The 23680-nt window shown below is 44.1% G+C and carries 17 protein-coding genes; 12 read left to right on the plus strand and 5 right to left on the minus strand.

Going from position 1 to position 23680, the window contains the following annotated elements:
- The first annotated feature begins 155 nt into the window (after positions 1-155).
- A complete protein-coding gene (locus IQ457_RS03560) occupies positions 156-1409 on the plus strand; it encodes an NnrS family protein (RefSeq protein ID WP_200662121.1) in 1254 nt (417 codons plus the stop codon).
- Between the two features lie 73 nt (positions 1410-1482).
- Positions 1483-2076 (plus strand): Rrf2 family transcriptional regulator, encoded by a 594-nt coding sequence (locus IQ457_RS03565; protein WP_144296295.1) that lies wholly within the window; start codon positions 1483-1485, stop codon positions 2074-2076.
- A 246-nt stretch (positions 2077-2322) separates the two neighbouring features.
- Here IQ457_RS03565 and IQ457_RS03570 read toward each other — a convergent pair whose 3' ends face one another.
- Both IQ457_RS03570 and IQ457_RS03575 read right to left on the minus strand, forming a co-directional pair.
- Positions 2323-3069: a hypothetical protein gene (locus IQ457_RS03570; protein ID WP_200662122.1), complete on the minus strand. Its 747-nt coding sequence runs from the start codon at positions 3067-3069 to the stop codon at positions 2323-2325.
- A 195-nt stretch (positions 3070-3264) separates the two neighbouring features.
- Positions 3265-4308, minus strand: coding sequence for a dienelactone hydrolase family protein (locus IQ457_RS03575; protein ID WP_200662123.1), 1044 nt, complete (start codon positions 4306-4308; stop codon positions 3265-3267).
- A 438-nt stretch (positions 4309-4746) separates the two neighbouring features.
- On the opposite strand from IQ457_RS03575, the gene IQ457_RS03580 reads away from it, so the two are divergent.
- From IQ457_RS03580 to mmsB, 8 genes are all read left to right on the plus strand, one after another.
- Positions 4747-5931 (plus strand): MFS transporter, encoded by a 1185-nt coding sequence (locus IQ457_RS03580; RefSeq protein WP_200662273.1) that lies wholly within the window; start codon positions 4747-4749, stop codon positions 5929-5931.
- Positions 5932-6245: 314 nt separating this feature from the next.
- Entirely contained in the window at positions 6246-7910 is a 1665-nt protein-coding gene (locus IQ457_RS03585) for a fatty acid--CoA ligase (RefSeq protein ID WP_200662124.1), read from the plus strand.
- A 333-nt stretch (positions 7911-8243) separates the two neighbouring features.
- On the plus strand, positions 8244-10340 hold the full coding sequence (locus tag IQ457_RS03590) for a propionate--CoA ligase (protein WP_242465345.1): 2097 nt from the start codon (positions 8244-8246) through the stop codon (positions 10338-10340).
- Positions 10341-10662: 322 nt separating this feature from the next.
- A complete protein-coding gene (locus IQ457_RS03595) occupies positions 10663-12147 on the plus strand; it encodes a CoA-acylating methylmalonate-semialdehyde dehydrogenase (RefSeq protein ID WP_200662125.1) in 1485 nt (494 codons plus the stop codon).
- Between the two features lie 194 nt (positions 12148-12341).
- Complete coding sequence (locus IQ457_RS03600; protein ID WP_200662126.1) at positions 12342-13502, plus strand: acyl-CoA dehydrogenase family protein; 1161 nt, start codon at positions 12342-12344, stop codon at positions 13500-13502.
- A gap of 79 nt (positions 13503-13581) precedes the next feature.
- Positions 13582-14364, plus strand: coding sequence for an enoyl-CoA hydratase (locus IQ457_RS03605; protein ID WP_200662127.1), 783 nt, complete (start codon positions 13582-13584; stop codon positions 14362-14364).
- A 57-nt stretch (positions 14365-14421) separates the two neighbouring features.
- A complete protein-coding gene (locus IQ457_RS03610) occupies positions 14422-15654 on the plus strand; it encodes an enoyl-CoA hydratase/isomerase family protein (RefSeq protein ID WP_200662128.1) in 1233 nt (410 codons plus the stop codon).
- Between the two features lie 96 nt (positions 15655-15750).
- The gene (gene mmsB / locus IQ457_RS03615) at positions 15751-16725 is read left to right on the plus strand and encodes a 3-hydroxyisobutyrate dehydrogenase (protein ID WP_144296287.1); all 975 of its coding nucleotides are present in this window, start codon (positions 15751-15753) and stop codon (positions 16723-16725) included.
- A 150-nt stretch (positions 16726-16875) separates the two neighbouring features.
- On the opposite strand, the gene IQ457_RS03620 is transcribed toward mmsB, so the two are convergent.
- Positions 16876-17634: an IclR family transcriptional regulator gene (locus tag IQ457_RS03620; RefSeq protein WP_198327852.1), complete on the minus strand. Its 759-nt coding sequence runs from the start codon at positions 17632-17634 to the stop codon at positions 16876-16878.
- A 614-nt stretch (positions 17635-18248) separates the two neighbouring features.
- Between IQ457_RS03620 and IQ457_RS03625 the strand changes: the two genes are divergently transcribed.
- Entirely contained in the window at positions 18249-19103 is an 855-nt protein-coding gene (locus IQ457_RS03625; protein ID WP_200662129.1) for a hypothetical protein, read from the plus strand.
- Positions 19104-19222: 119 nt separating this feature from the next.
- Here IQ457_RS03625 and IQ457_RS03630 read toward each other — a convergent pair whose 3' ends face one another.
- Positions 19223-20017 carry a 4'-phosphopantetheinyl transferase family protein gene (locus IQ457_RS03630; protein ID WP_200662130.1) on the minus strand — a complete coding sequence of 265 codons (795 nt, stop codon included), beginning with the start codon at positions 20015-20017 and terminating at the stop codon, positions 19223-19225.
- Positions 20018-20112: 95 nt separating this feature from the next.
- Entirely contained in the window at positions 20113-20631 is a 519-nt protein-coding gene (pal, locus tag IQ457_RS03635) for a peptidoglycan-associated lipoprotein Pal (RefSeq protein WP_068404186.1), read from the minus strand.
- 395 nt (positions 20632-21026) lie between these two features.
- Here pal and pepN point away from each other — a divergent pair, with 395 nt between their 5' ends.
- Complete coding sequence (gene pepN / locus IQ457_RS03640; RefSeq protein ID WP_242465350.1) at positions 21027-23642, plus strand: aminopeptidase N; 2616 nt, start codon at positions 21027-21029, stop codon at positions 23640-23642.
- Positions 23643-23680 lie beyond the last annotated feature (38 nt).

Consider the following 23680-nt stretch of genomic DNA (forward strand, 5'->3'; position numbering starts at 1 on the left):
TATCTAGTGTAGCGCGTTATATGAGTCAAAGGTGTATATAATAGGTGCGTTAATCTACCGTAGCAGTCATATAGTTTCAGTTGTATTATGTATAACATTCATTTAAAATATATCTTTAAGACATACCTTCTAACTTTGACTATAAGAAGTCTGTTATGCAATCAATCAATTTACCTACCAAACCGCCAAGCTCGCCGCATCCTATTCTCAACTTGAGCTTTCGGATATTTTTTAGTGCCGCGACTTTGTTTGCTATTATCACAATGACGCTATGGGCGTTTGTGTTTACCGGACACACGGATATCGATGCGCAAACGTTAAATCCGCTGTATTGGCATGGTCATGAAATGATTTATGGTTATGCGCTGGCAGTCGTGGCGGGTTTCTTATTGACCGCAGTGAAAACCTGGACGGGTGTGATGATGCCGCATGGTTATAAGCTGCTCGGTATTTTTATGTGTTGGTTGCTGGCACGCTTGGGCTGGGTAGCTTTCGGCCTCGGTATCACGGTAGCTGGTAGCGGGGCAGCCTTACTATATGCCGCGGCGATATTTGATTTATTGTTTGTCGGCTGGATGGCGTTTGTGATTTCTCGGGCAGTGCTACAAGTAAAGCAATATAAGCAGATGGGTATTTTAGCCAAGCTTACGCTTCTAACACTCGGTAATGCGCTATGCTATTGGGGCATTATCAGCGCCAATATGAACTTGACCAAGTTAGGTATCTATTTAGGTTTTTACTTGATTATCGGCCTAGTGTTGACCATCGGTCGTCGCGTGGTGCCGTTCTTTATCGAGCGTGGTTTAAGTATTCCAAACGCTAAAGGTGAAAAAGAAGAAGTCACAGTACGTAATAATAAAGCACAAGATATCGCAAGTTTACTGTTTTTCTTTGTTTTTTTCCTCGTTGATTTATTTTACCCCAATAAATACTTGCTGACCATCAGTGCCCTTGGGGTCGCAGTGGTCAACATCGTGCGCTTGGCCGGCTGGTATCATCGCGGCATTTGGCAAAAACCGCTTCTATGGTCGTTATATATCGCGTTTTTAGGCATGTGTCTGAGTTTTGTGTTATACGCACTACAGCCATGGCTTGGTTACAGCCACAGTATCGCCGTCCATGGATTATCCATCTCTGGCGTTGGTATGATGACAGTGGCAATGATGGCGCGGGTATCGCTCGGTCATACAGGTCGCAGTATCCATCAACCGCCCAAAATCGTCAATCTTATGTTTGCACTGATGGTTCTGGCGTTTGTCAGTCGAGTATTTTTACCATTAGTCGATATGAGCCATTACTTGTTATGGATTATGACGGCGCAAGGTGCTTGGATTGCTTGTTTTGCACTATTTTGCATCAGTTATTTACCGATGCTGGCACGCCAACGGCCAGATGGCTTATTTGGTTAATAAGGTTTTTACGTGATCAACGTTATTTGACAACGTCAAGTTAATATTCATCTCAAACAGGGGAGCGCAAAAAATGCGACTGACCAACTATAGTGATTATGCGCTGCGCTCATTAATATATTTGGCGATTAAGCCTGAGCCGCATCTATTGGCAAACATCAGTGATATTGCCAACAGCTACAATATTTCTAAAAGTCATTTGACCAAGATTATCCACCAACTGGGGCAGCTTGGTTATATCGACAGCGTACGCGGTAAAAATGGCGGTATTCGCTTGGCTTGTCGGCCAAAGGATATCAATTTGGGCGTATTGATTAAGCAAATTGAGCCAGATTTTAATTTGGTTGAATGTTTTTCGACTGATTTATTAGTAACTGCCAAACCCGATGCTAATACTAATAGCACGGCGAATAGTCCGGTTATTAGTGAAGACAGCGGGGTCGCCAAAGATTTGGCTTTGACGCTTATCGACGAAGAGGCCAGTGCGGTGGTCAAATCAGGCTGTATCATTAGCCCTGTCTGTCAGTTAAAGCAGGTATTTTTTGAAGCGCTGACTGCTTTTATCAATGTCCTTGAGCGCTATACACTGGCGGATATTATCAGTAATGAGTCAGAATTGGCTGAGCTATTGTTTTATAGAAATAACCTCAATGGCTTTGTAAAATAGAAGCTTTATATAGTCAGTGCAAAATAAAAGCGATACGTTATAGCTATGTGCGACTGGTATAAATTTTCCTTGCTTGCTGTTATCACAGAGGCTACGAAAAATTCATCCCAGTCGCACTGTATCAATTTTAAAGTGATTCTACTATATATAAAATCGCCACAAAAAAAAGGCTGCCCCACTAGTAATAATATGGGTAGCCTTTTTTATTATCAATTTCTAATTCATTCAACTTAAGCATCTAAACGTTTAAGCTTTTTCAAGCTTAGGACGTGCTTTTTCGATGGCTTTTAATAAAGCGTTTTCAAACTCGCCTTCCTTAAACTTAACCAAATAAGAATGCGCGGCGCAAAAGTTTCGTACCTCACGCCATTCGTGGGCAAGATTGGTCGCCCAATCGCAGTATTGCTTGCCAGCATCAGGCTCATCTTTGAGCGCTTTTTTGGTGGTTGGGTGCAATAGTAGCTCAGGCAACACCGCTTCTAGGAGTTTGGTTGGCGGACTCATAAAGGTGTCATCGACGTGTAGGCTTTTACTGGCAGGATGAAAGGCCAACAGCGACCCTGCATGAATCATCTCATTAGGTGAGATATAGTGAATGCCTTCTGACATAGAAAACTTTAGCTCAGGATAACGCTTGGCGACGGCCTCGCTTTCGACCAAATCGTCTGCCCATTGCACCTCAGGGATTTTTTTATGATGACGGCGACTGCCATAAAAAGTCGCTTGCGGGAAATCTTTTACCATCTGCGCGCAGTGAATCGTATGAAAGGGATGGACGTTGAGCACAGCTTCAACATCTTGCCCATTATTGGTTAAGGTCATTACCTCATCGCGTACGTCGCCAGTAAGCTTATAGCTATCTAAAAAGACAAAACGCCCTGAATCTAACTTAATCAGTGAGCATTGGGTGCCTATATTAAGGACGCCGCCTATGCGAAACGTACCGCGAATATTCCAAAATCCTGCGCCTAAATCATGCATTTTATCGGTCATTAATATTCTTCCTTAATCATTATTTTATGAGTTTTTTTAATTGTTAGTCATAGCAATAAATATGGATAGTTTTTGATTATGGTTTTTTAAGCGTGCAAAGTCTGTAAGCAAAGGGATATCAGGACTATAAATATGTAAGTTTGAAAAAGATGAAGGAGAAAAAATATTAAATACAAGGCAAATTAAGAGCAGTGCTTATCCACAATCTTTATAATCGTAAGAAGATATACGGGGGCTGTTGCCATAGTTTTCGTTATGGCATAAAAATTTATCGAAGCGAGTATCACCATTGATGTAGCGATGCATCCAAGCAATACCCGGTTTGCTGAGTAATATCTCATTAAAGCGATAGCTTGGACAAAAGTGGCTGCCGTTTTTTATTTCAATCTTCATTTTTGGCCCAGCAGCATGATTATAAAACGGACTGCTGTACTTCTTATTAGAGGCAATGCGGTCATTTTGGCAGGTAATAAATAACGCGGGCGTGTCCATAGTGCCGTAGTCTTTATCATGATAAGGCGTTTGCGGAATAATGGCGCGAACGTCACTGCGCTGGGTTGCTAACTGCAGCGCGCCACCACCGCCCATTGACCAGCCGATGGCGCCCAAACGTGTGCTATCTATTTGCGCACCTACCGTACTATCGCTAAGAATATGATCGAGGGCGGCGCTCAACTGCGTCGCACGGCTATTTGGATCATCATAAATAGAGTTAGTGTCGATAGTAATCACCACAAATCCCCAAGATGCCAGACGCGGACCCCACCATTTAATCGATGCTTCATAAGACACATAACCGGGAATCACTGCGATGCCGCCTAACAGGCCGCAGTCTCCAGCATTGGTAGGATAATGAATGGTGCCGCCGCCAAAGCCATTTGCTAACTGACGAGGAATGGCTTTACTTGCCACCGTAAAAGGACCATTATCACGCGTAGCTGATAGCTCAGCTGCGGTAATGACACTATCAGCGATACAGTTTGATCTGGAGGCTGTAAATGTTGTGGTGGTTAAAGTTGCTTTACTTGCAGGCACTTTGGCTAATGATGCAGGGGTTAATAATATTTCGTTTGAAGTCGCTTTGGTTGCTGTAGTTGGTAAGGTAATGGTTGATTGCTCTTTAATTGAAAAGGTTTGAATTGAGTCTGTTGGTTGTGCTGCGACTGCTGCCATATTCACAGAAATAATCAGTGTGCCGGTTAGGGCAATCAATCTTAGATAAAAAGGGTTGTTTAACATGATAAAGGGTCTGTTAGATGATGGTTGGTTTTAATAGCAAAGCAAAATAATAGTAGACAGTAATCTATTCGCTGTCAAAAATAACAGTCACCTCTACAGTGCTAAAACGGCTTTTATAAAGCGGCATTTAAAAAGCTGGCGTGAATAACATACCGAAACCTGAGTCTGGTATTTGCTGTGATAAAATCACCAATCAGCCATCTTTTTATAGCCAGTTATAAGTTTTATGCTAGGCATGATGTAATTGCTACCACTTATTTCTATCACCCATGCGTCATTTAGTACGAGCCAGCACAAAAGTCAGCTCTAGCTAAAAAAGCACTCAATATAGTAAGTCATACTTTGAACAATCATATAAATAACAGTATAAATAATGATAGCGATGTTAATGGCAAAGCCGCTGGTATTAGCCAAGATAATAGCGTCAGCAATCGCCGTATGAACACACCCTTTGCCGCGCCTTCATGGGTACTTAAGCTGACGATTGGCTTGATTGGGGTGTTTGCTTTTTTGCAGGTCTATTCTATTCAAGCTATTTTACCGGTCTTGATGATGGATTTCACCGCAACTGAGGTGCAGGCGGGCATGATTGTTGGTGCCACCATATTGGCAATTGCTATCATGTCCCCATTTTTGGGCATGCTGTCTGATGCAGTAGGACGCAAGTCATTTATCGTTGGGGCGTTATTGTTTTTAGCGATACCCACTGCGTTAATTGCCCAAAGTCCAAATATCGGCTGGATGGGCATGTGGCGCTTTATGCAGGGATTGTCTGTGCCCGGTATTACGGTGGTGACGATTGCTTATATCGGCGAAGAGTTTGAGGGACGGGCGCTCACTGAGCTGATGTCATTTTATGTGTCAGGGTCGGTGCTCGGCGGCTTTATGGGGCGCTTTTTACTTGGGCACTTGCACGAGCTTATCGGTTGGCGCGCTGGCTACTATGTGATGGCAGGTATGACGCTGATCGGGGCGCTATGGGTGGGTAAAATGCTGCCCGCATCGCGGCACTTCGTTGCTAATCCCAACTTTCGCTCAGCCATGCAGACCCTCGGTGAGCATTTGGTCAATCGCTATGTTGTCACTTCCTGTTTGCTTGGTGCTTGCGTGTTGTTCTCGTTGGTTGGCTGTTTTACCTTTATTAATCTGCATTTGGCCGATACACCTTATGAATTAAGCACAGGTGCGCTTGCCAATATTTTTGCGGTGTATTTAATTGGCGTTGTCATCACCCCATTATCGACGACGTTGCTGCGCCGCTTTGGTTCAGCGCGTACGGTTCGCGTGGCAGTTATTATCTCGATGTTTGGCGTGCTCTTAACGCTCGTGACGCCGCTTTGGGGCATCGTACTGGGGCTTGCCATCATGTCTAGCGGCGTCTTTATTACCCAAGCGGCCACCATCAGCTATATTGCGGTCAATGTCAAAAAAGGACGCTCAATGGCGTCAGGCTTATATTATATGGGCTATTACGCGGGTGGCACGATGGGTGCGTGGCTCTGCGGCATCGCTTACGCGCGTGGACAATGGTCGCTGACGGTTTGGTTATTATTGTTTGTACAAGTGCTGGCTCTATTGGTCGCTAGCATTGGGATGGTCAAAACAACGGCTCGCGCGGAGTAATATAGATTTTTACTACCCTTTAACATACACTTTTAACCTCACTCGACCCTATAACCTAACTTGCCATAACACAATAACCTAAGTATTTAAACGTCAATCAAAGAACCTATAGTCGTCAGCGACTTACGCAAGCAGGCTTTACATGGCCTAGGTTTTTTCTTACTATCGATAGAGCTTATCAAGAATGACGATAAGTATTGCCATCCATTACAGCCACGCGTATACCGATAAAAATGCTCTGTTTTTATAGGTGTCTTAAACCCTATTAAAAGTGCTTTAAAATAATTAAAATCACCCACAAGGAAGTCAAATTTATGTCAAATATTTATCATAGTGCGCCGTCAGCCTACGATTATCCGTTAATCGTCAAGCAACTCTTAAACCGTGCCAAAACGGTGTCGCTAGAGCAAGAAATTATTTATGCCGATAAAAAACGCCTCACTTATAAAGAGTTGTTTGAGCGTATCAATCGTTTAGCTAATGTTTTAGCCGACCTAAATCTTGCTGCCGGTGATGTGATTGCGGTGATGGATTGGGACAGTCATCGCTATTTAGAATCGTATTTCGCCGTACCGATGTCAGAATATATTTTGCAAACCGTCAATATCCGCCTGTCACCTGAAAAAATCCTCTATACCATCAACCACGCTAAGCCAAAAGTATTGCTACTAAACTCTGAGTTTGCGCCATTGGTGAAAGACTATCAGTTTGAAAACTCTAGCATTGAGCATATTATTTGGCTTGATGACAATGGCGTGTCACATGAAGGCGTCTTTGGCGGTAACCAAAATCGCGTCACTGGAGAGTATGAAGCATTGTTAGAGGCCGCCAGTAGCGAGTTTGATTTCCCAGATTTTGATGAAAACACTATTGCCACGACTTTTTATACTTCAGGTACAACAGGCGATCCAAAAGGGGTGTTCTTTAGCCACCGCCAACTGGTCTTGCACAGTCTGACGGAAGCCGCGACCTTGGGTATGCTGCCCAATAAACAAGGCGTCAGTTACGGCGATGTTTATATGCCGATGACGCCGATGTTCCACGTTCATGCGTGGGGCTTCCCGTTTACCGCCACAATGGTTGGTTTAAAACAAGTCTATCCCGGACGTTACGCGCCTGATGCCTTGATGGATTTGATTATCAATGAAAAGGTCAGTATCACCCACTGCGTACCAACGATTTTGCAGATGGTACTCAAAGAAGCGCAAGAGCGCGATACCAGTTTTAATGGGTTAAAAATGATTATCGGTGGTTCGAAACTGACGGAAGGCCTAGCGAGAGCAGCATTAGCGCAAGATATTGAGGTTTATACTGGCTACGGCATGTCTGAGACTGCACCACTTATTAGCTTGACAGAATTTAGCCTAAATGAGCCTGAGATGTCTGAGGACGAAGATATCGCACGCCGCTGTATGACGGGTAAGCCAGTACTGATGGTGGACGCTCAAATATGGAATACTGATAATGAGTCCGTCGGTACGGGCAAAGACAATACCGGCGAGTTGGTGCTGCGCGCGCCTTGGCTAACACAAAGCTATCTGAAAAATGACGATGCTGGTAAAGAGCTGTGGGAAAATGGCTATATGCATACCCAAGATATCGCCTATATGCGTCCTGATGGTTATATTAAAATCACCGATCGTTTAAAAGACGTCATCAAGTCAGGCGGCGAGTGGATATCGTCATTAGAGATTGAAACGATTTTATCCTTGCATCCCGCAGTCGCTGACGTATCGGTGATTGGTATCCGTGATAAACAATGGGGCGAGCGTCCGCTAGCTTTGATTGTACTCAAACCTGCCTGTCAAGATACTAACGCCGATGACATCAAAGCGCTTGCCGAACAGGCGGTAGCGCGGGGAATTATTCCTAAATACGGCGTGCCAAGTCAGTTTAAGTTTGTCGACGAGCTGCCAAAAACCTCGGTCGGTAAACACGATAAAAAAGTCATGCGTGAAATGTACGATGAGCAGAAATAAGACTTCATTAAATAGTCAGCTGTTTAAAACGCTTGCGTTAAGCAAAATATCAAATGGCTGACATGCGTAGTAGTTGACCTTTATCTCTAGCTCTGCTACATTTCAAACCGATACATAATGTATCGGTTTCTCAGTTCTGGCAGGGACAGCCAGTTTTATACTATGATAGTATTGAATAAGAGCGTATCTTATAAAGCGTCATATTATAAATATGATCTCTATAAAAGCGCTTTTTATAGTTTATAAAATCATCTCTTATAAAAGCACTTTTTATAGTATCGCTTGTTATAAAAAATACAGCATTACCCATCGTTTACGCTAAGGACAGCCATTATGAACGAGCAAGCCATTCGTCGAAATTCTCAACAAACCAGCCAGCCAGCTATAAATCACAATAATAATCAAAACCTTACTCAATCCTCTAGCCAAGATTCTCACCCATCATTTGATAGCACGCAAAGCTTTGCCGACATTTATCAATCCTCTATTGATAATCGCGAGCAGTTTTGGGCGGAGCAAGCCAAGCGGATTTATTGGCACAAAGAGCCTGAGCAAACCCTTGATGACAGCAATCTGCCATTTGCCAAATGGTTCGTCGGCGGTGAAACCAATCTTTGCTACAACTGTGTCGATCGCCATCTTGCAGAGCGTGCTGAGCAAGATGCCTTTATTTGGCTATCCTCTGAAATTAACCAAGAGTTAATCGAAACTTTTCCTGCCGTAGTTGATGCTTTTAATGATTTGGGCAATAACGTTGAGCTTTATACTGATTATACTAAGCGGCGCCTGACTTATAACGACCTTTATAAAGAAGTAAATTACTTCGCCGATGTGCTACAGCGTCATGGTATCGAGAAGGGCGATCGCGTCATCATTTATATGCCGATGATTTTAGAAGCCGCTTATGCCATGCTCGCCTGTGCGCGTATCGGTGCGGTGCATTCGGTGGTGTTTGGTGGCTTTGCAGCCCATAACTTGGCCATCCGTATGGATGATGCTGAGGCAAAAATGGTCATCACTGTCGATGCGGGTCTACGCGGCGGTAAAGTGATTAATTATAAAAGCCTCGTTAATCAAGGTGTTGAGCAAGCGACAATCAAGCCCGAGCATGTACTAGTGGTCAATCGTGGTGTATTACCGTTCGAGCCAAAATCTATCGATGTCGATTATGCAGCCCAGCGCCGTATCAGTTGTGAGGCCAATGCTATTGTTGAGCCAGTTTGGTTAGAGTCCAATACGCCGTCGTATCTTCTGTATACTTCAGGCACCACTGGGACGCCAAAGGGTGTGCAGCGCGATACCGGCGGTCATGCAGTGGCGCTAACGACGTCGATAGACTATATCTATGATGGCAAAGCGGGCGAGACCTTTTGGGCGATATCAGATATCGGCTGGGCAGTTGGGCATTCTTATACCATTTATGCGCCGTTGCTGGCTGGCATGACCAGTGTCATGTATGAAGGCTTGCCGCATCGTCCAAACCCAGGTATTTGGTGGCGGATTGTCGAAGCAAATAAAGTGAATATTCTATTTACCGCACCGACGGGTGTGCGTATGCTGAAAAAACAAGATGAAACATGGATGACGCGCTATGATGTCTCTAGCCTTAAGTCATTCTTTTTGGCAGGCGAGCCACTCGATGAGTCAACGGCCAATTGGTTGACCAAGCATTTAGGGGTGCCGATTTTAGATCATTATTGGCAGACAGAGTCTGGCTGGCCAATTTTAAGCAATACGCCCAAATTTAATCATAAACCGCACAAACAAGGATCGCCTGGTTATCCAATGTATGGTTATGATGCCCACGTCATCAATGAAGAAACTGGCGAGCTTTGTAAAGCTGGTGAAAAAGGCTTACTCGCCATTCGCGCACCACTGCCGCCTGGTTGTCTCACGACTGTATGGCGTAATGATGAGCGCTTTATCAGCAGCTATTTTGGTCTGTTTGATGGCAAGCACTACTCAACCTCAGACTATGCCGTGACCGACGACGACGGCTATTTTTATATCTTAGGACGCACCGATGATGTGATTAACGTCGCCGGTCATCGTATTGGCACGCAGGAGATTGAGGAAGCCATCAGTACCCATCCAGAGATGGCCGAATGTGCGGTCGTGGGTATCAAAGATCAATTAAAAGGCGAGTTGCCGATTGCTTTTTGTGTGCTAAAAGACCATGAGCAAGTGGCAACGACCGAAAACCGTTTCCGTATTGAGCAGCAAGTCATCGGTGCGGTAGTAAAATCCTTGGGCGGTATCGCTCGTCCAGCGGCGATTTATTTCCCGCAAGCATTACCCAAAACGCGCTCTGGCAAAATCTTACGCCGCGCTATTCGTGCTTTAGCGGAAGGTAATGAAACGGGCGATATGTCAACGCTTGACAATCCAACGGCGATTGATGCGATTAAAAAATCGATGAAAGATTATTAATCTAATAGCGTATTAATTGAAAAAATTCAGTCATCTTAATATCGGGAAAAGCTCATGTACCATCATGGGCTTTTTGGTTTTTAGACTGATAAATTTTATAGATGGCGACTATCGCAAATAAAAGTTTGATAAAGCGCTTGACCCTAAAATTGATTTATTGCTATAGTCAATAACGATACGAAATAAATCATTTTAAAAAAATATTTAAAGGGTAATAATGGACAGTTTTTATCCCTTTTAACAATATACTTGTATGAATACTTTTTTATAAATACTGGCCCACCATTAAATGGTGAGCAAACAAACAAGATAAGGATATCTTATGCATCACGTTCAGCAGCTTATCGATGGTCAATTTGTTGATTCTAATACCAGCGAATGGATTGACATCACAGATCCCGCCACCCAAGAAGTCATCGCCAAAGTTCCGCAAACGACTGACGATGAAATCAATCAAGCCGTCGCTGCCGCCCAAAAAGCGTTTCAGACATGGCGTAAAACGCCTATCACCACACGTGCGCGTATTTTTTTAAAGTATCAAGAACTGATTCGCGAGCATATGGATGAGCTGGCAGAAATCTTAACCGCAGAGCAGGGAAAAACCATTGCTGATGCGCGCGGTGATGTATTTCGTGGTTTAGAAGTGGTCGAGCATGCCGCAGGTATTGCCAATCTGCAAATCGGCGACTTCGTTGAAAACGTCGCAACAGGCGTCGACACCTATAGTATCTGGCAGCCACTTGGTGTCTGTGCTGGTATCACGCCATTTAACTTTCCCGCGATGATTCCACTATGGATGTTCCCAATGGCGATTGCGACGGGTAACACCTTTGTCCTTAAACCTTCTGAACAAGATCCGATGGTAACCATGCGTTTGGTTGAGTTGGCAGTTGAAGCTGGCGTCCCTGAAGGCGTGTTAAACGTCGTGCACGGCGGTAAAGCAACCGTTGATGCCATTTGCGATCATCCAGATATCAAAGCAGTTTCATTCGTTGGCTCAACCAACGTCGGCAAGCATGTCTATGAGCGCGCTAGTCAATCTGGCAAACGTGCCCAGTGTATGATGGGTGCCAAAAACCATGGCGTTATCCTACCTGATGCCAATAAAGAACAAACGCTCAATCAGCTAGCGGGTGCCGCCTTTGGTGCAGCCGGTCAACGTTGTATGGCGCTGTCGGTCGTGGTGCTAGTGGGTGAAGCAGGTGAATGGATTGACGATATCAAAGCCAAAGCAGAAGGCTTAGTGGTTTCAGCAGGCAAAAACGACAAGGATCTAGGTCCGCTCATTTCACCTGCCGCAAAAGCCCGTGTTGAGCATCTGATTGGTACAGGGGTAGAAGAGGGCGCTAGTCTACTTCTTGATGGTCGCGGCATCACGGTTGAAGGGTTTGAGAAGGGCAACTTTGTAGGGCCGACTATCTTTGATAACGTCACCGCGGATATGCAAATTTATCAGCAAGAAATCTTTGGCCCAGTACTGTGTATCATGCGTGCAGCTGACCTTGATGAAGCGATTGAGCTGCTTAATGCCAATCCAAATGGTAATGGTACGGCTATCTTCACTCAGTCAGGCGCTGCTGCGCATAAATTTCAACAAGATATTATGGTTGGTCAAATCGGTATTAACTTGCCGATTCCTGTGCCACTACCGATGTTCTCATTCTCAGGCTCACGTGCTAGTAAGCTTGGCGATTTGGGTCCTTATGGTAAGCAAGCGGTACAGTTCTATACTCACACCAAGACGGTCACTGCCCGCTGGTTTGATGACGAGGCAAGCCGCAGCGTCAATACTACTATTTCAATGTAGTCGTCAATCGACTATATTTGCAGCGTCCAAGCAATATAGCGACACTCTTGCTCAGTATTTTTTAGCAAAAGCATGATTTATGATTGTCGTTATAGCGCTGCTATACTGTATAACCAGCACGGTTTAAACCACGGTAGACTGACGGCTTATAACCTTTTTTCCCATATTTGCTATACATGCACAAGGATGACCCTATGGATTTTTCATTGACCGAAGACCAAATCGCCTTTCGCCAAACTGCCAGACAGTTTGCGCAAAAAGAGCTAAAGCCCAACGCGGCTGAATGGGATCGTACTTCGCACTTTCCAGTCGATGTCATCAAAAAAACCGGCGAGCTTGGCTTTTTAGGGCTGTATACCAACCCAGAATATGACGGCTTAGGGCTACCACGCCTAGATTCTGCCATGGTGTTTGAGGAGCTGGCCTGGGGTGATACCGCCGTTGCCGCCTATATGAGTATCCATAATATGGCGGGTTGGATGATCGGGGAATATGGTAGCGACGCTTTGTGTAAAAAGTATTTGCCCCATATGGTCAGCGGTGAATGGCTTGGCAGTTACTGCTTAACAGAGCCGAATGCCGGTTCTGATGCCGCCTCATTACGTACCAAAGCCGATAAGCAAAGCGACTATTATGTGCTTAATGGCGAAAAAACTTTTATATCAGGGGCAGGTTCAACCGATGTGCTAGTGGTCATGGCACGTACCGGTGCTGCAGGGCCAAAAGGGATCTCGGCATTTGTGGTAGATGCCCACAGCGCTGGTATCGAATATGGCAAAAACGAGCATAAAATGGGCTGGAAAGCGCAACCAACGCGAACGATTAGTTTTAAAGATGTCAAAGTGCCCGCTGAAAATCTCATTGGCGAGGAAGGCCAAGGCTTTCGTATTGCGATGAAAGGCTTGGATGGCGGTCGTATCAATATTGGTATCTGTGCAGTTGGCACGGCGCAGTCGGCGCTAGAGACCGCGACCAATTATGTGCAAGAGCGTAGCCAGTTTGGCAGCCCGATTGCCAGCTTACAGTCAGTACAGTTTAAACTTGCTGATATGCTCACCCAAACCATTACTGCAAGGCAAATGCTATATTTAGCGGCTAGCAAAATCGATAATAATGACGCGCAAGCCTCTACCTACTGTGCCATGGCAAAGCGTCTGTCTACTGATCTTTGTTTCGATGTTGCCAATGAAGCCTTACAGCTGCATGGTGGTTATGGCTATCTCAATGAATATCCGCTTGAGCGCCATGTGCGAGACTTGCGTGTCCATCAGATTTTGGAAGGCACCAATGAGATTATGCGGGTGATTGTCTCGCGCCAGCTTATGCAAGATGATGCGTTGAGTCAATTACGCTAGCCCAACAATATTATAAAACTGCTTTATTAAGCGTTTTGAATAAAGCCATTTTATAGAAAGATAATAACAAGGATGTTCCATGACCGATTATACCAATTTAAAGCTCTCAATCGACGGCCATATTGCTACCGTCACACTGAATAACCCAACAGCCCATACCTGGACGATGGACAGTCTGCCAGCGCTCAAGCAACTGGTCACTGACCTCAATGCCAATGATGATGTTTATGCCTTAATTATCCATGGCGATGGGGAAAAGTTCTTTTCAGCAGGTGCAGATTTAAACAATTTTTCAGACGGTGATAAAGGACGTGCGATAAGTATGGCTATCGCGTTTGGTGAGGCATTCGAAGCCTTATCAGCCTATCGCGGTGTCAGTATCGCGGTTATCAATGGCTATGCGATGGGCGGTGGACTTGAGTGCGCGCTGGCTTGCGATATTCGTATCGCAGAAGCGCATGCACAGATGGCGTTACCAGAGACGGGCGTGGGCTTATTGCCCTGTGCAGGCGGTACGCAAAACCTACCTTTACTGGTTGGTGAAGGCTGGGCAAAACGGATGATATTGTGCGGTGAGCGCGTCGATGCCGAGACAGCATTGCGCATTGGCTTAGTCGAAGAAGTCACGGCAAAGGGTGGCGGCTTATTAGCGGCCCAAGCCTTAGCGCAAAAAGTCGCTAGACAATCTCCTGTTGCCGTCAGTTATTCGAAACAGCTTATCCAAGCGGCAAGAAATACCCCGCCTGCCCAAAACCTTATCCATGAACGTGAAGCTTTTGTTAAGTTATTCGACACCAATGATCAGCGCGAAGGCGTACAAGCATTCTTAGAGAAGCGCACACCCAATTGGCAAAATAAATAGCCTGTAGGGATGTCTTAATATTTACTTTACTCATTTTAATTTTGGTAGGTCTCTTTTATGACAGCAGTAACAGAAAACATAGAACAAGAAGCGCCGGTCCTATTCAATACTGAGCCGACAGAGTGCGGTCACCTGATTGGCATAATGATGTTAAATACGCCAAAGTCTCTGAATGCACTCAGCGTTGAGATGTGTCAATTATTAGCCAAGCAGCTAGAGCAGTGGCAAAACGACGATCAGGTAGTGGCATTGGTGTTAAAAGGGGCAGGTGACAAGGCGTTTTGTGCTGGCGGTGATATCCGTAAGCTGTATGACAGCATGTCCAGCAGTGTGCCGCTACCGAATCCTTATGCGACAGAGTTTTTTGGTCATGAATACCGTTTGTATCGGCAGATGCATTTTTATCCAAAGCCATTAATCCTCTGGGGTGACGGCATTATCATGGGTGGCGGCATGGGTCTGATGGCAGGTTGTAGTCATCGTTTAGTCACCGAGCGCACGCGCTTTGCCATGCCAGAAGTGACCATTGGACTGTTCCCTGACGCCTCTGGTAGTTGGTTCTTGCAGCGCATGCCTGCTAAAACAGGTTTGTTCTTAGGGCTAACAGGTGCGATGTGTAATGGCAGTGACGCTTTATTAGCCAATCTTGCAGAGTATGCTGTTGCCAGTAGTGATTACGATGCTGTCATACAACGTTTAAAACAGAGTAATTGGCAAGGAGCAGCTGACAACAATGATAAATATCGTAATAATAGCGCTCATAGTATCGTTAGTCGTGCGCTTACCGCACAGCCTGTTGCTGAGTTGCCTGCAAGTAAGCTTGCGATATATTGGAAACCTATCCAGCAATTAATGAACAGCGGCGGCTTAGGAGATATTGATGCACTTCTACAAAGTGACGAAGCGCTTGAAAAATTAGATACAGACTTTGCAGCAGATAGCTGGACGCAGCGCGCAGTAGCTACTTATCGTCACGGCTGCCCTGTAACTGCCGCTTTGACCTATGCGCTTTACCACAAAGTCACCGACTTATCGCTTGAGCAAGTCCTGTATTTAGAGACCAACGTAGCTGTGCATTGTGCCGCCAATCCTGATTTTAAAGAAGGCGTACGTGCGCTACTGATTGACAAAGACCGCAATCCGCAGTGGTCACGTTCACTGGCAGACTGTCTCAATAGCGAAGGGCAGGCGTATATACATCAGCACTTTGTGAATCCTTATGCTAAAGGTGAGCATCCGTTAGGCGATTGGTTGGGTGAAGACGCTTTAGGCAGCCAGCTTGTACGCTAAGAGCTTATCGGCTCATTATAAGAATCAGGTATAAATTAAAAAACGTAAAACTATGTGTAGCACTGTCTGCATAAGCAATCATCAAGGAGCGATGAGATGGGTACAAAGGATTTGAATTTAAGTAATAAAGACACAAATAATACCGCTGCGAGCGATAATCATACTACTAAGCCAAATATAGCCTTTATTGGGCTTGGCAATATGGGCGCACCGATGGCAGAGAACTTGTTAAAGGCAGGTTATACGCTATCGGTTTATGATTTATCTGAAGAGGCAACCGCGCGCTTGCAGCAAACAGGTGCCAGTGTGGCTGATAGTCCTAAAGATGCTGCGAGCAATGCACAAGTTATCATTAGCATGTTGCCTGCGGGCAAGCACGTCCATTCTGTTTATCTAGGAAATAATGGCGCTGATGGTTTACTAGCAGAATTACCTAAGGGTACGTTGGTCATCGATAGCAGTACCATCGCAGCAGCTGATGCAAGATTGGTGGCAGAAGCAGCAAGTAAGGTTGGTATCGACTTCTTAGATGCGCCAGTCTCCGGTGGTACAGGAGGCGCCATTGCTGGCACTTTAACTTTTATTGTCGGTGGTAGTGACGATGCATTCGCTAAAGCCGAACCAATACTCGCCGTTATGGGCAAAAACATCTTTCATGCAGGCGAGCATGGTGCCGGACAAGTGGCGAAAATCTGCAATAATATGCTGTTAGGTATTCTCATGGCAGGGACGGCAGAGGCGATTAATTTAGGCGTAAAAAACGGTCTCGACCCTAAAGTGCTATCAGATATTATGCTACAAAGCTCGGGCCGTAACTGGACGCTAGAGGTTTATAACCCTTATCCGCAGGTGATGGAAAATGTGCCCTCTAGCAACGGTTATAAAGGCGGCTTTATGAGTAAACTCATGCAAAAGGACCTTAATCTTGCGATGCAAACGGCTAGGGATACCGATGTTGAAACGCCGATGGGAGCCAAGGCTACTGAGCTTTATGAATCTCACATAGTAGAAAATGGCGATAAAGATTTTTCTAGCATCATGGCGCGTCATGACAGTTCGGTCTTGTCTTAAAGCACGAAACGCTTCAAATCCTTAATCAATTTTGCATAGAGTGTTTTTCTAATTGCCATCATGTTATTAACAAAGCATAAAAAAGGTCTGCGCTAGTTTTATGACGCAGACCTTTTTACTCAGTCATATTTTTTCTTAATGTCACACACCCTAGTTTTGTAGCTCATACACCAATGCTTGAATATCATGCGCTGCCTTTTGTAAGCGCGGCACATGCTCCATTAGCTCATCTAATGACACGCGAATGGTTGGTGCGTGGATATATAGTGACGCCAGATAGCGAGATTTTTTGTCTAGCACAGGCACTGACACCGCTACCATCTCTGAGATAAATTCCTCATTATCGATACCAATGCCTGTCTCTGCGATACGATCAAGCTCGGCATTTAATGTATCAATATCGGTAATCGTATTTTTGGTAAATTTATCTAACGGTAGGCCTTGTAGTATTTTAGCGCGGCTGGTCGCAGACAACTGGCTTAAATATAACTTACCCGTAGCCGTACACCACATCGGTGATTTCGCGCCGACAGGCAGATATATTTGCAAAGGCAGCGAGGTGTTAGCGCGATTGGTATACATCATGTCCATCTGGTAAGGAATGGCGATACCGCAAGTCTCCTTAATCTCATCAACCAATTTTTGTAAAATAATTTGCCGCTCATTAAAAAATTGACGTTGCTGCCAAAGCTCAACGCTCAAATTACGCACCCGCTTGCCAGGAATAATACCGCCGCCAATATCGACGGTCACAAACCCTTCATCGACTAAGTTTTGAATCAAGCGATGGATAGTAGGTTTTGGGATATCAAGCTCTTGCGACAGTTCAAGTGGTGAGAGGGGTTTTGACGCATAAGACACCGCTTCGATAATCTCTAAAACACGGGTAATCGACGAAACTTTTGGCATAAAAATGGCTCAATAAGAATAATAAAGGTAAAGCGAAAAGTAGAAAAAATCATTAATATGCTAATGAAAAGTCCAAAAATGCAAATACTAAAAAGACATCTATTAATAGCTCTAATTTAGCATAATAACGCAATCAAACAAGCTATCTTATTAGATATAAACGATATATTTACGTTTTTATAGTTCAGACTAATTTCCCGCACTTCTGTTCTAGATCTTATTTTGGGTAGCATTGGATACGTTAGCTCACAAACCACAACAAACTGTAGTAATAAACTCTATAACTGTAATTGAGTTAAAAGGGGAGGTAGGTCATTATACTGACATGTTTTGTAATACCTTTACATGAGCGTTAAGCGATTCAATATTCATGTTCTGACTATTCAGTGGCTTTGAGAGTATTGTGTAACAGGAAATCGAAGTTTTGCAGGTTGGTGTAGTAAATATTACAATATCTATGCAATCTTTACATAACGGCAAATAAAAAGTGCATTCATGGGGGTGACTTTTTAAGCCAAAATTGTTTTAATCTGCTCAACAAAATGGTTGTTTATAAAAAAGTTAAATTATCATTTTTTTACGGGCGAGTTATTTCACACTTTAGGAGAGTATTTATGAAACTTATTAAATTCACAGCAATTTCTGCTGCTGTATTAGCATCTACTGCTGCACTAGCAGCTGAACCAGTTATCGTTGTTGATAACAACGATGCGGTTGTATATGAAGCAGAGCCAGTTGCAGTAGCTTATCAAGCAGAGCCAGTTGCTGTCGTACAACCAGCAAACTCATATAGCGACAGAACTTTTTTCCAAACTGTGACTCATCCAGCGGCTGTCAGTGCTGAAGTAGGTACACTAGGTTATGGTGCTAATATCGGTTGGGCACTTAACGATAAAACTGAATTACAAGCTGGTTGGGCAGGTGGCGACGTTGCTGACCTATTCGGCGGTGACTTTGATGCAAACGATGTAAACTATGACGTTGATTCTGATTTTAGTAACCCGTACTTAGGCGTACAACTACGTCCTACAGGTAACTGGTTCACAGTGGGCGCTGGTATCATCGTTCCTGACAACGATATTACAGCTACGGCTAATGCTGAAGATTCTGGGGTCAACGGTTATTATCCTGTAGATGGAAGTAAGTATTTTGTCGGTACTCCTAATGCAGATGCAGATTATGATATTTCACGCGGTGACTTAACTGAAGTTGGTAGTGTTTCAGCAGACCTAGAACACCGCAATAAGCTAGCTCCATATTTAACCATTGGTTTCCGTCCTAACATTACTAATAACTTTGGTTTATTCGGTGAGCTAGGTGCAGCATATCTTGGTAAAACCACTGCAAATGTTAATGCTACTGGTGTAAATGGAGCAATTGCTGAAAATCAAATTAAGAAAGAATTGGAAGATGAAAAATATCTTGAGTGGTTGCCAATCGTTAAAGTTGGTGCAACTTACCGCTTCTAAGCTAATTACGGTTTAACGACTGTTATTAGAAGATAAGTAGCAATAAAAAACGATCCTTTTTAGGGTCGTTTTTTTTGTTTAAAATAAGGTAGCGCTACTTTGATTAAATTAAAGAATCATCAATAAATGATCACTGTTTGATAATGGCGTAAAATAGCGATACGGTAATTGCTTTTATTGTCGTTAATGGCCAGTAAGGGTGATTTGCTTGTAGCACCTTTTATTAAATCAGCAATGAGATAGGCGTAATCTTTTCCTAATCCGTGCGCCAGCTTATATTGGTATATTTTTATAAAACTTTCTTTTATTTGCCATAGTAGCTTGGCGATTATGTCTCTTTGCATAGGTGGTAAGGTCTGCAAGATAGCCATTTCATTAACATGGAAGAAGCGCTGCGCGACCTGCCATTTAACGGCATTTATTTCTATATCAATGCCCACAGGTCGATGAGCACTTATAACAACCGCGACTTTATTGTCTAAATAATCGAAAGGTTTATTTTTTTTATGCTGATTAGAAATAATTTTGTTATGGGTGCCAGTATGACTAAAGCAGACGTAGTATTGACTATTGGCAAGTCGATATGGAAAGCTTGCGTCATTCAAGGTATCAATCATCTCTAGCTTATTAAGTAGTGATTGTAATAATAATCGTACGCCAGTGCGCTGCTGTTGGCGCTGACGATGAGCTATCTCGCGTGTAGATAGAGACACGGTAGGAATGCGGTACCATTGCATGTGGCGCAATTCTTCCACCTTGTTCTTTGATAATAAATTAGGGTTGAATAACTGCTGCAAATTATTCAATAAATCGAAATAATTTAAAAAAGAAGGCGTGATAATCTGAGCGGATGCATACCAAGTAGTAGCGTCAAGTTGTTGGTAATGAGTATCACGTAATTTTAAAGTTGACATAATTTATCTGTAGAATGTGAATAGAATAAGAAAAGCCCAACAATAGATTGCTGGGCTTCTTTAAATTAGGGCTGATTAACGCTTATTAAATAATATTAGTAAGACAACTCAGCACGGCGGTTTTGGGCATATGCATCTTCTGTAGTACCGGCAACAGCAGGGCGCTCTTCACCATAGCTGATGATACGGACGTTGTTTACCGCAACACCTTGAGCGGCAAGATAATTACGTGCCGCTTGGGCACGGCGCTCGCCTAGTGCCATGTTGTACTCGCGGCTACCACGCTCATCGGTATGACCTGCAATAACGACACCAGCGTTTGGATTTGAGCTTAGGAGGCTAGCATGTTGGTTTAATACACTGGCAGCTTCTGAGGTGATTTCACTGCTATCGAAAGCAAAGTAAACCACGGCTTGGAGGTTTTCTGCACCAGTGATAACGGCATTTGAATTATCAACGATAACTGCACCGTTATAACCAACTTGACCACCTGGAATACCTAGTGGGGCAACGACCACTTCTGATGTCGCACGTTTGTTAGCACAACCTGACGCAAATACGACAGCGCTTGATAATACTGCGAGGGCAGCAACTTTTGCAATACTGGTAGACATATAAGCTCCTAAAATTTTAATAACATTAGTTTTAATGGCATTTGTTGTTTTTGAACTGCTTAGGGTAAAACTTAGGCAATTACTATCTATCATATACTAAATGTTACTTTATGTAAGTAGTATTACTGTAAATAGTTCGAGAGTTTACCTAAAGATATGTAGCATTCTGATTAAAACCTTTGAATTGATTTCTACCTTAACCAATTTAATTACTCATCGTACTTGAAATTTCATAGTTTAGGTCAATGTAACTATCTTAAAAACTCTGTTTATAACGAACACCGTGCTAATTAATAGGGCGCTGCAAAATAATCAATTAACTGTCTAAAACGTGAATAATAATAGGAATTTCCATGTCTACTACTGAAACTGACGCACAGATTATCAATCCTGACATGCCAGATGTGCCGCCACATGCGCCAAGTAAAATTCATTTGAAAGACTATCAACCGCCAAGCTTTGCGGTCGAAACCGTTGATTTGGATATTAAGTTATTCGATGACCATGCTATTGTGGATAGTACTTTGATGATGCAGCGTCAGACTGACGGCGACTTAGTGCTGTATGGCGAAGGACTTGAGCTGATATCTATTAAGCTGAATGATGAGCTGCTTACCAGTGAGTGCTATACGCAAACGGATGGTAAGTTAACCATTACCGATGCGCCGGAGCATAGCAAATTACAGCTGCAAGTACGCATCCATCCGCATACCAATACGGCGCTTGAAGGCTTATATATCGCCGGTAGTGGTGACGATACCATGTTTGCCACTCAGTGTGAGCCTGAAGGCTTTCGCAAGATTACCTTTTATCCGGACCGTCCCGATGTACTGGCGAGGTTTACCACGCGGCTTGAAGCCAATAAGCGTTTCCCGACGCTATTGAGTAATGGTAATTTGCTCGAAGCGGGTGAAGTGTCGGACGCGCCTGAGCGTCATTATGCGATTTGGCAAGACCCGACCAACAAACCAAGTTATCTGTTTGCTTGTGTCATCGCTGACTTAGATGTATTGACTGACAGCTATACCACGAGCGAGGGGCGTGAGGTGAAGCTTGAGCTCTATGCAAAATCTGAAGATATCGATAAATGTGCTGTCGGTATGCAAGCTTTAAAAGACTCGATGCAGTGGGATGAGGTCAATTATGGCCGCGCGTATGATTTAGACCGTTATATGATTGTTGCCGTCAGTCAGTTTAATATGGGTGCGATGGAAAATAAGGGTTTAAATATTTTTAACACCGCTTGTGTCTTGTCTAGTCCTGAAACGACCACAGATGCGCGCAGCTTTAGTGTCAAATCTATCATTGCTCATGAGTATTTTCATAACTGGACGGGTAATCGCATTACCTGCCGTGATTGGTTTCAGCTGTGCCTAAAAGAAGGTTTTACCGTTTATCGGGATCAATCATTTTCAGCCGATCAGCAGTCAAGTGCTGTCCAGCGTATCGATGACGTGGCAACCTTGCGCGCCCATCAATTTGCTGAAGATGCCGGACCACTAGCGCACCCTGTACGTCCTGAGAGTTTCGTTGAGATTAACAACTTTTATACCACCACCGTCTACGAAAAAGGCGCTGAAATCGTGCGTATGATTGCCAATACGCTAGGGCGTGATAACTTCCGTAAAGGTACGGACGAGTATTTCCGCCGTTATGATGGGCAAGCGGTAACGGTTGAGGACTTTTTATCGGCGCTTAGTATTACCGATAGCAAAATTGAAGACTTTATCGACTGGTATCGTCAGCCCGGTACGCCTGTGGTGTCTGGTTACCAAGATTATGACAGCGTGACGCAGACATTGACTATTACTTTGAGTCAGCAAACTCGTCAGGTTGCAGGTTTTGATGCACCAAAACCCTTGCCGATTCCTGTAGCGACCGCACTATTTGATAAAAATTCTGGTCATATCATCGCCGAGCGTATGTTGCTTCTCGATCAAGTCACACAAACCTTTACCTTTGAAAATATAATGAGCGAGCCAGTCGTATCCTTGCTACGTGATTTTAGTGCGCCCGTTCAGCTCAATTATAATTATCAAGATGAAGACTTGGCGTTTTTGCTCAAATATGAAACCAATGGTTTTAACCGCTGGCAAGTGACGCAAATGCTGGTCAATCGCATTTTACTGCAAGGTCACGGCGCGAAAAGCAGTCCTGAGATATATTTGCAAGTAGTGGCGCAGGCCTTACCTGAACTGGCTGCTAATGATGCGATGTTGGCGGCGCGTTTGCTTGATATTCCGTCAGCACAAGAGCTGGCATCTGCCATTCATAAAGATTACGATCCAGAGCTGGTAAAAGCACAGCGTGAAGGCTTATATCAACAGCTGGCTTTAGCGTTAAAAGATCAATGGTCTGAGCTTTATAAACAGCTACCAATACAGGCTTATGAAGACAGTGCGGAAGCTCGTGGCAATCGCGCTTTACGTAATGTGATGCTTGATATGGCACTGACCGCTAACGTCGATGGCGCTACTGAATGGGCAGAGCAGCAGTATGATAACGCCAGCTGTATGACCGAGCGTTTTGGCGCGTTAAAGGCGATGGTCAATCATCAACTGGCAAATGCTGATAAGTATCTGGCGGATTTTTATCATCGTTTTGAAAATAATGATTTGGTCATCGATTTATGGTTTAGTGTGCAAGCCTCTGCTGATGCGGTTACGCCCGATACTATTAAATCCTTACTTGCGCATAACGATTTTGATTGGAATACGCCCAATCGTGTACGTTCGGTCATCAGCGCCTTTACCTCGCAGCCTACGGTGTTGTGGACACCAGAGGGTTTAGATATTTATATCGCTGTGATTAAAAAGCTGGATGACGCCAATCCGGTGTTAGCGTCACGCTTATTGCAAGTGCTGGCACGTTGGAATACTTTGGCGGAACCACGTCGTCAAATGGCGCATGAGCAGTTGCTTGAACTACAAAAGCAAGCGACTTCTAAGCATGTAATTGAAAGCTTAAACAGTGTTTTAGGCGCGGCAAATGAAGGTTCTGCAAGTGCATAAAGAGCAGTACTTTATAAGTTAAAAAGCACAAAAAAGGC

The sequence above is a fragment of the Psychrobacter sp. M9-54-1 genome (genome assembly GCF_016613355.1).
Lineage (GTDB): Bacteria > Pseudomonadota > Gammaproteobacteria > Pseudomonadales > Moraxellaceae > Psychrobacter > Psychrobacter faecalis.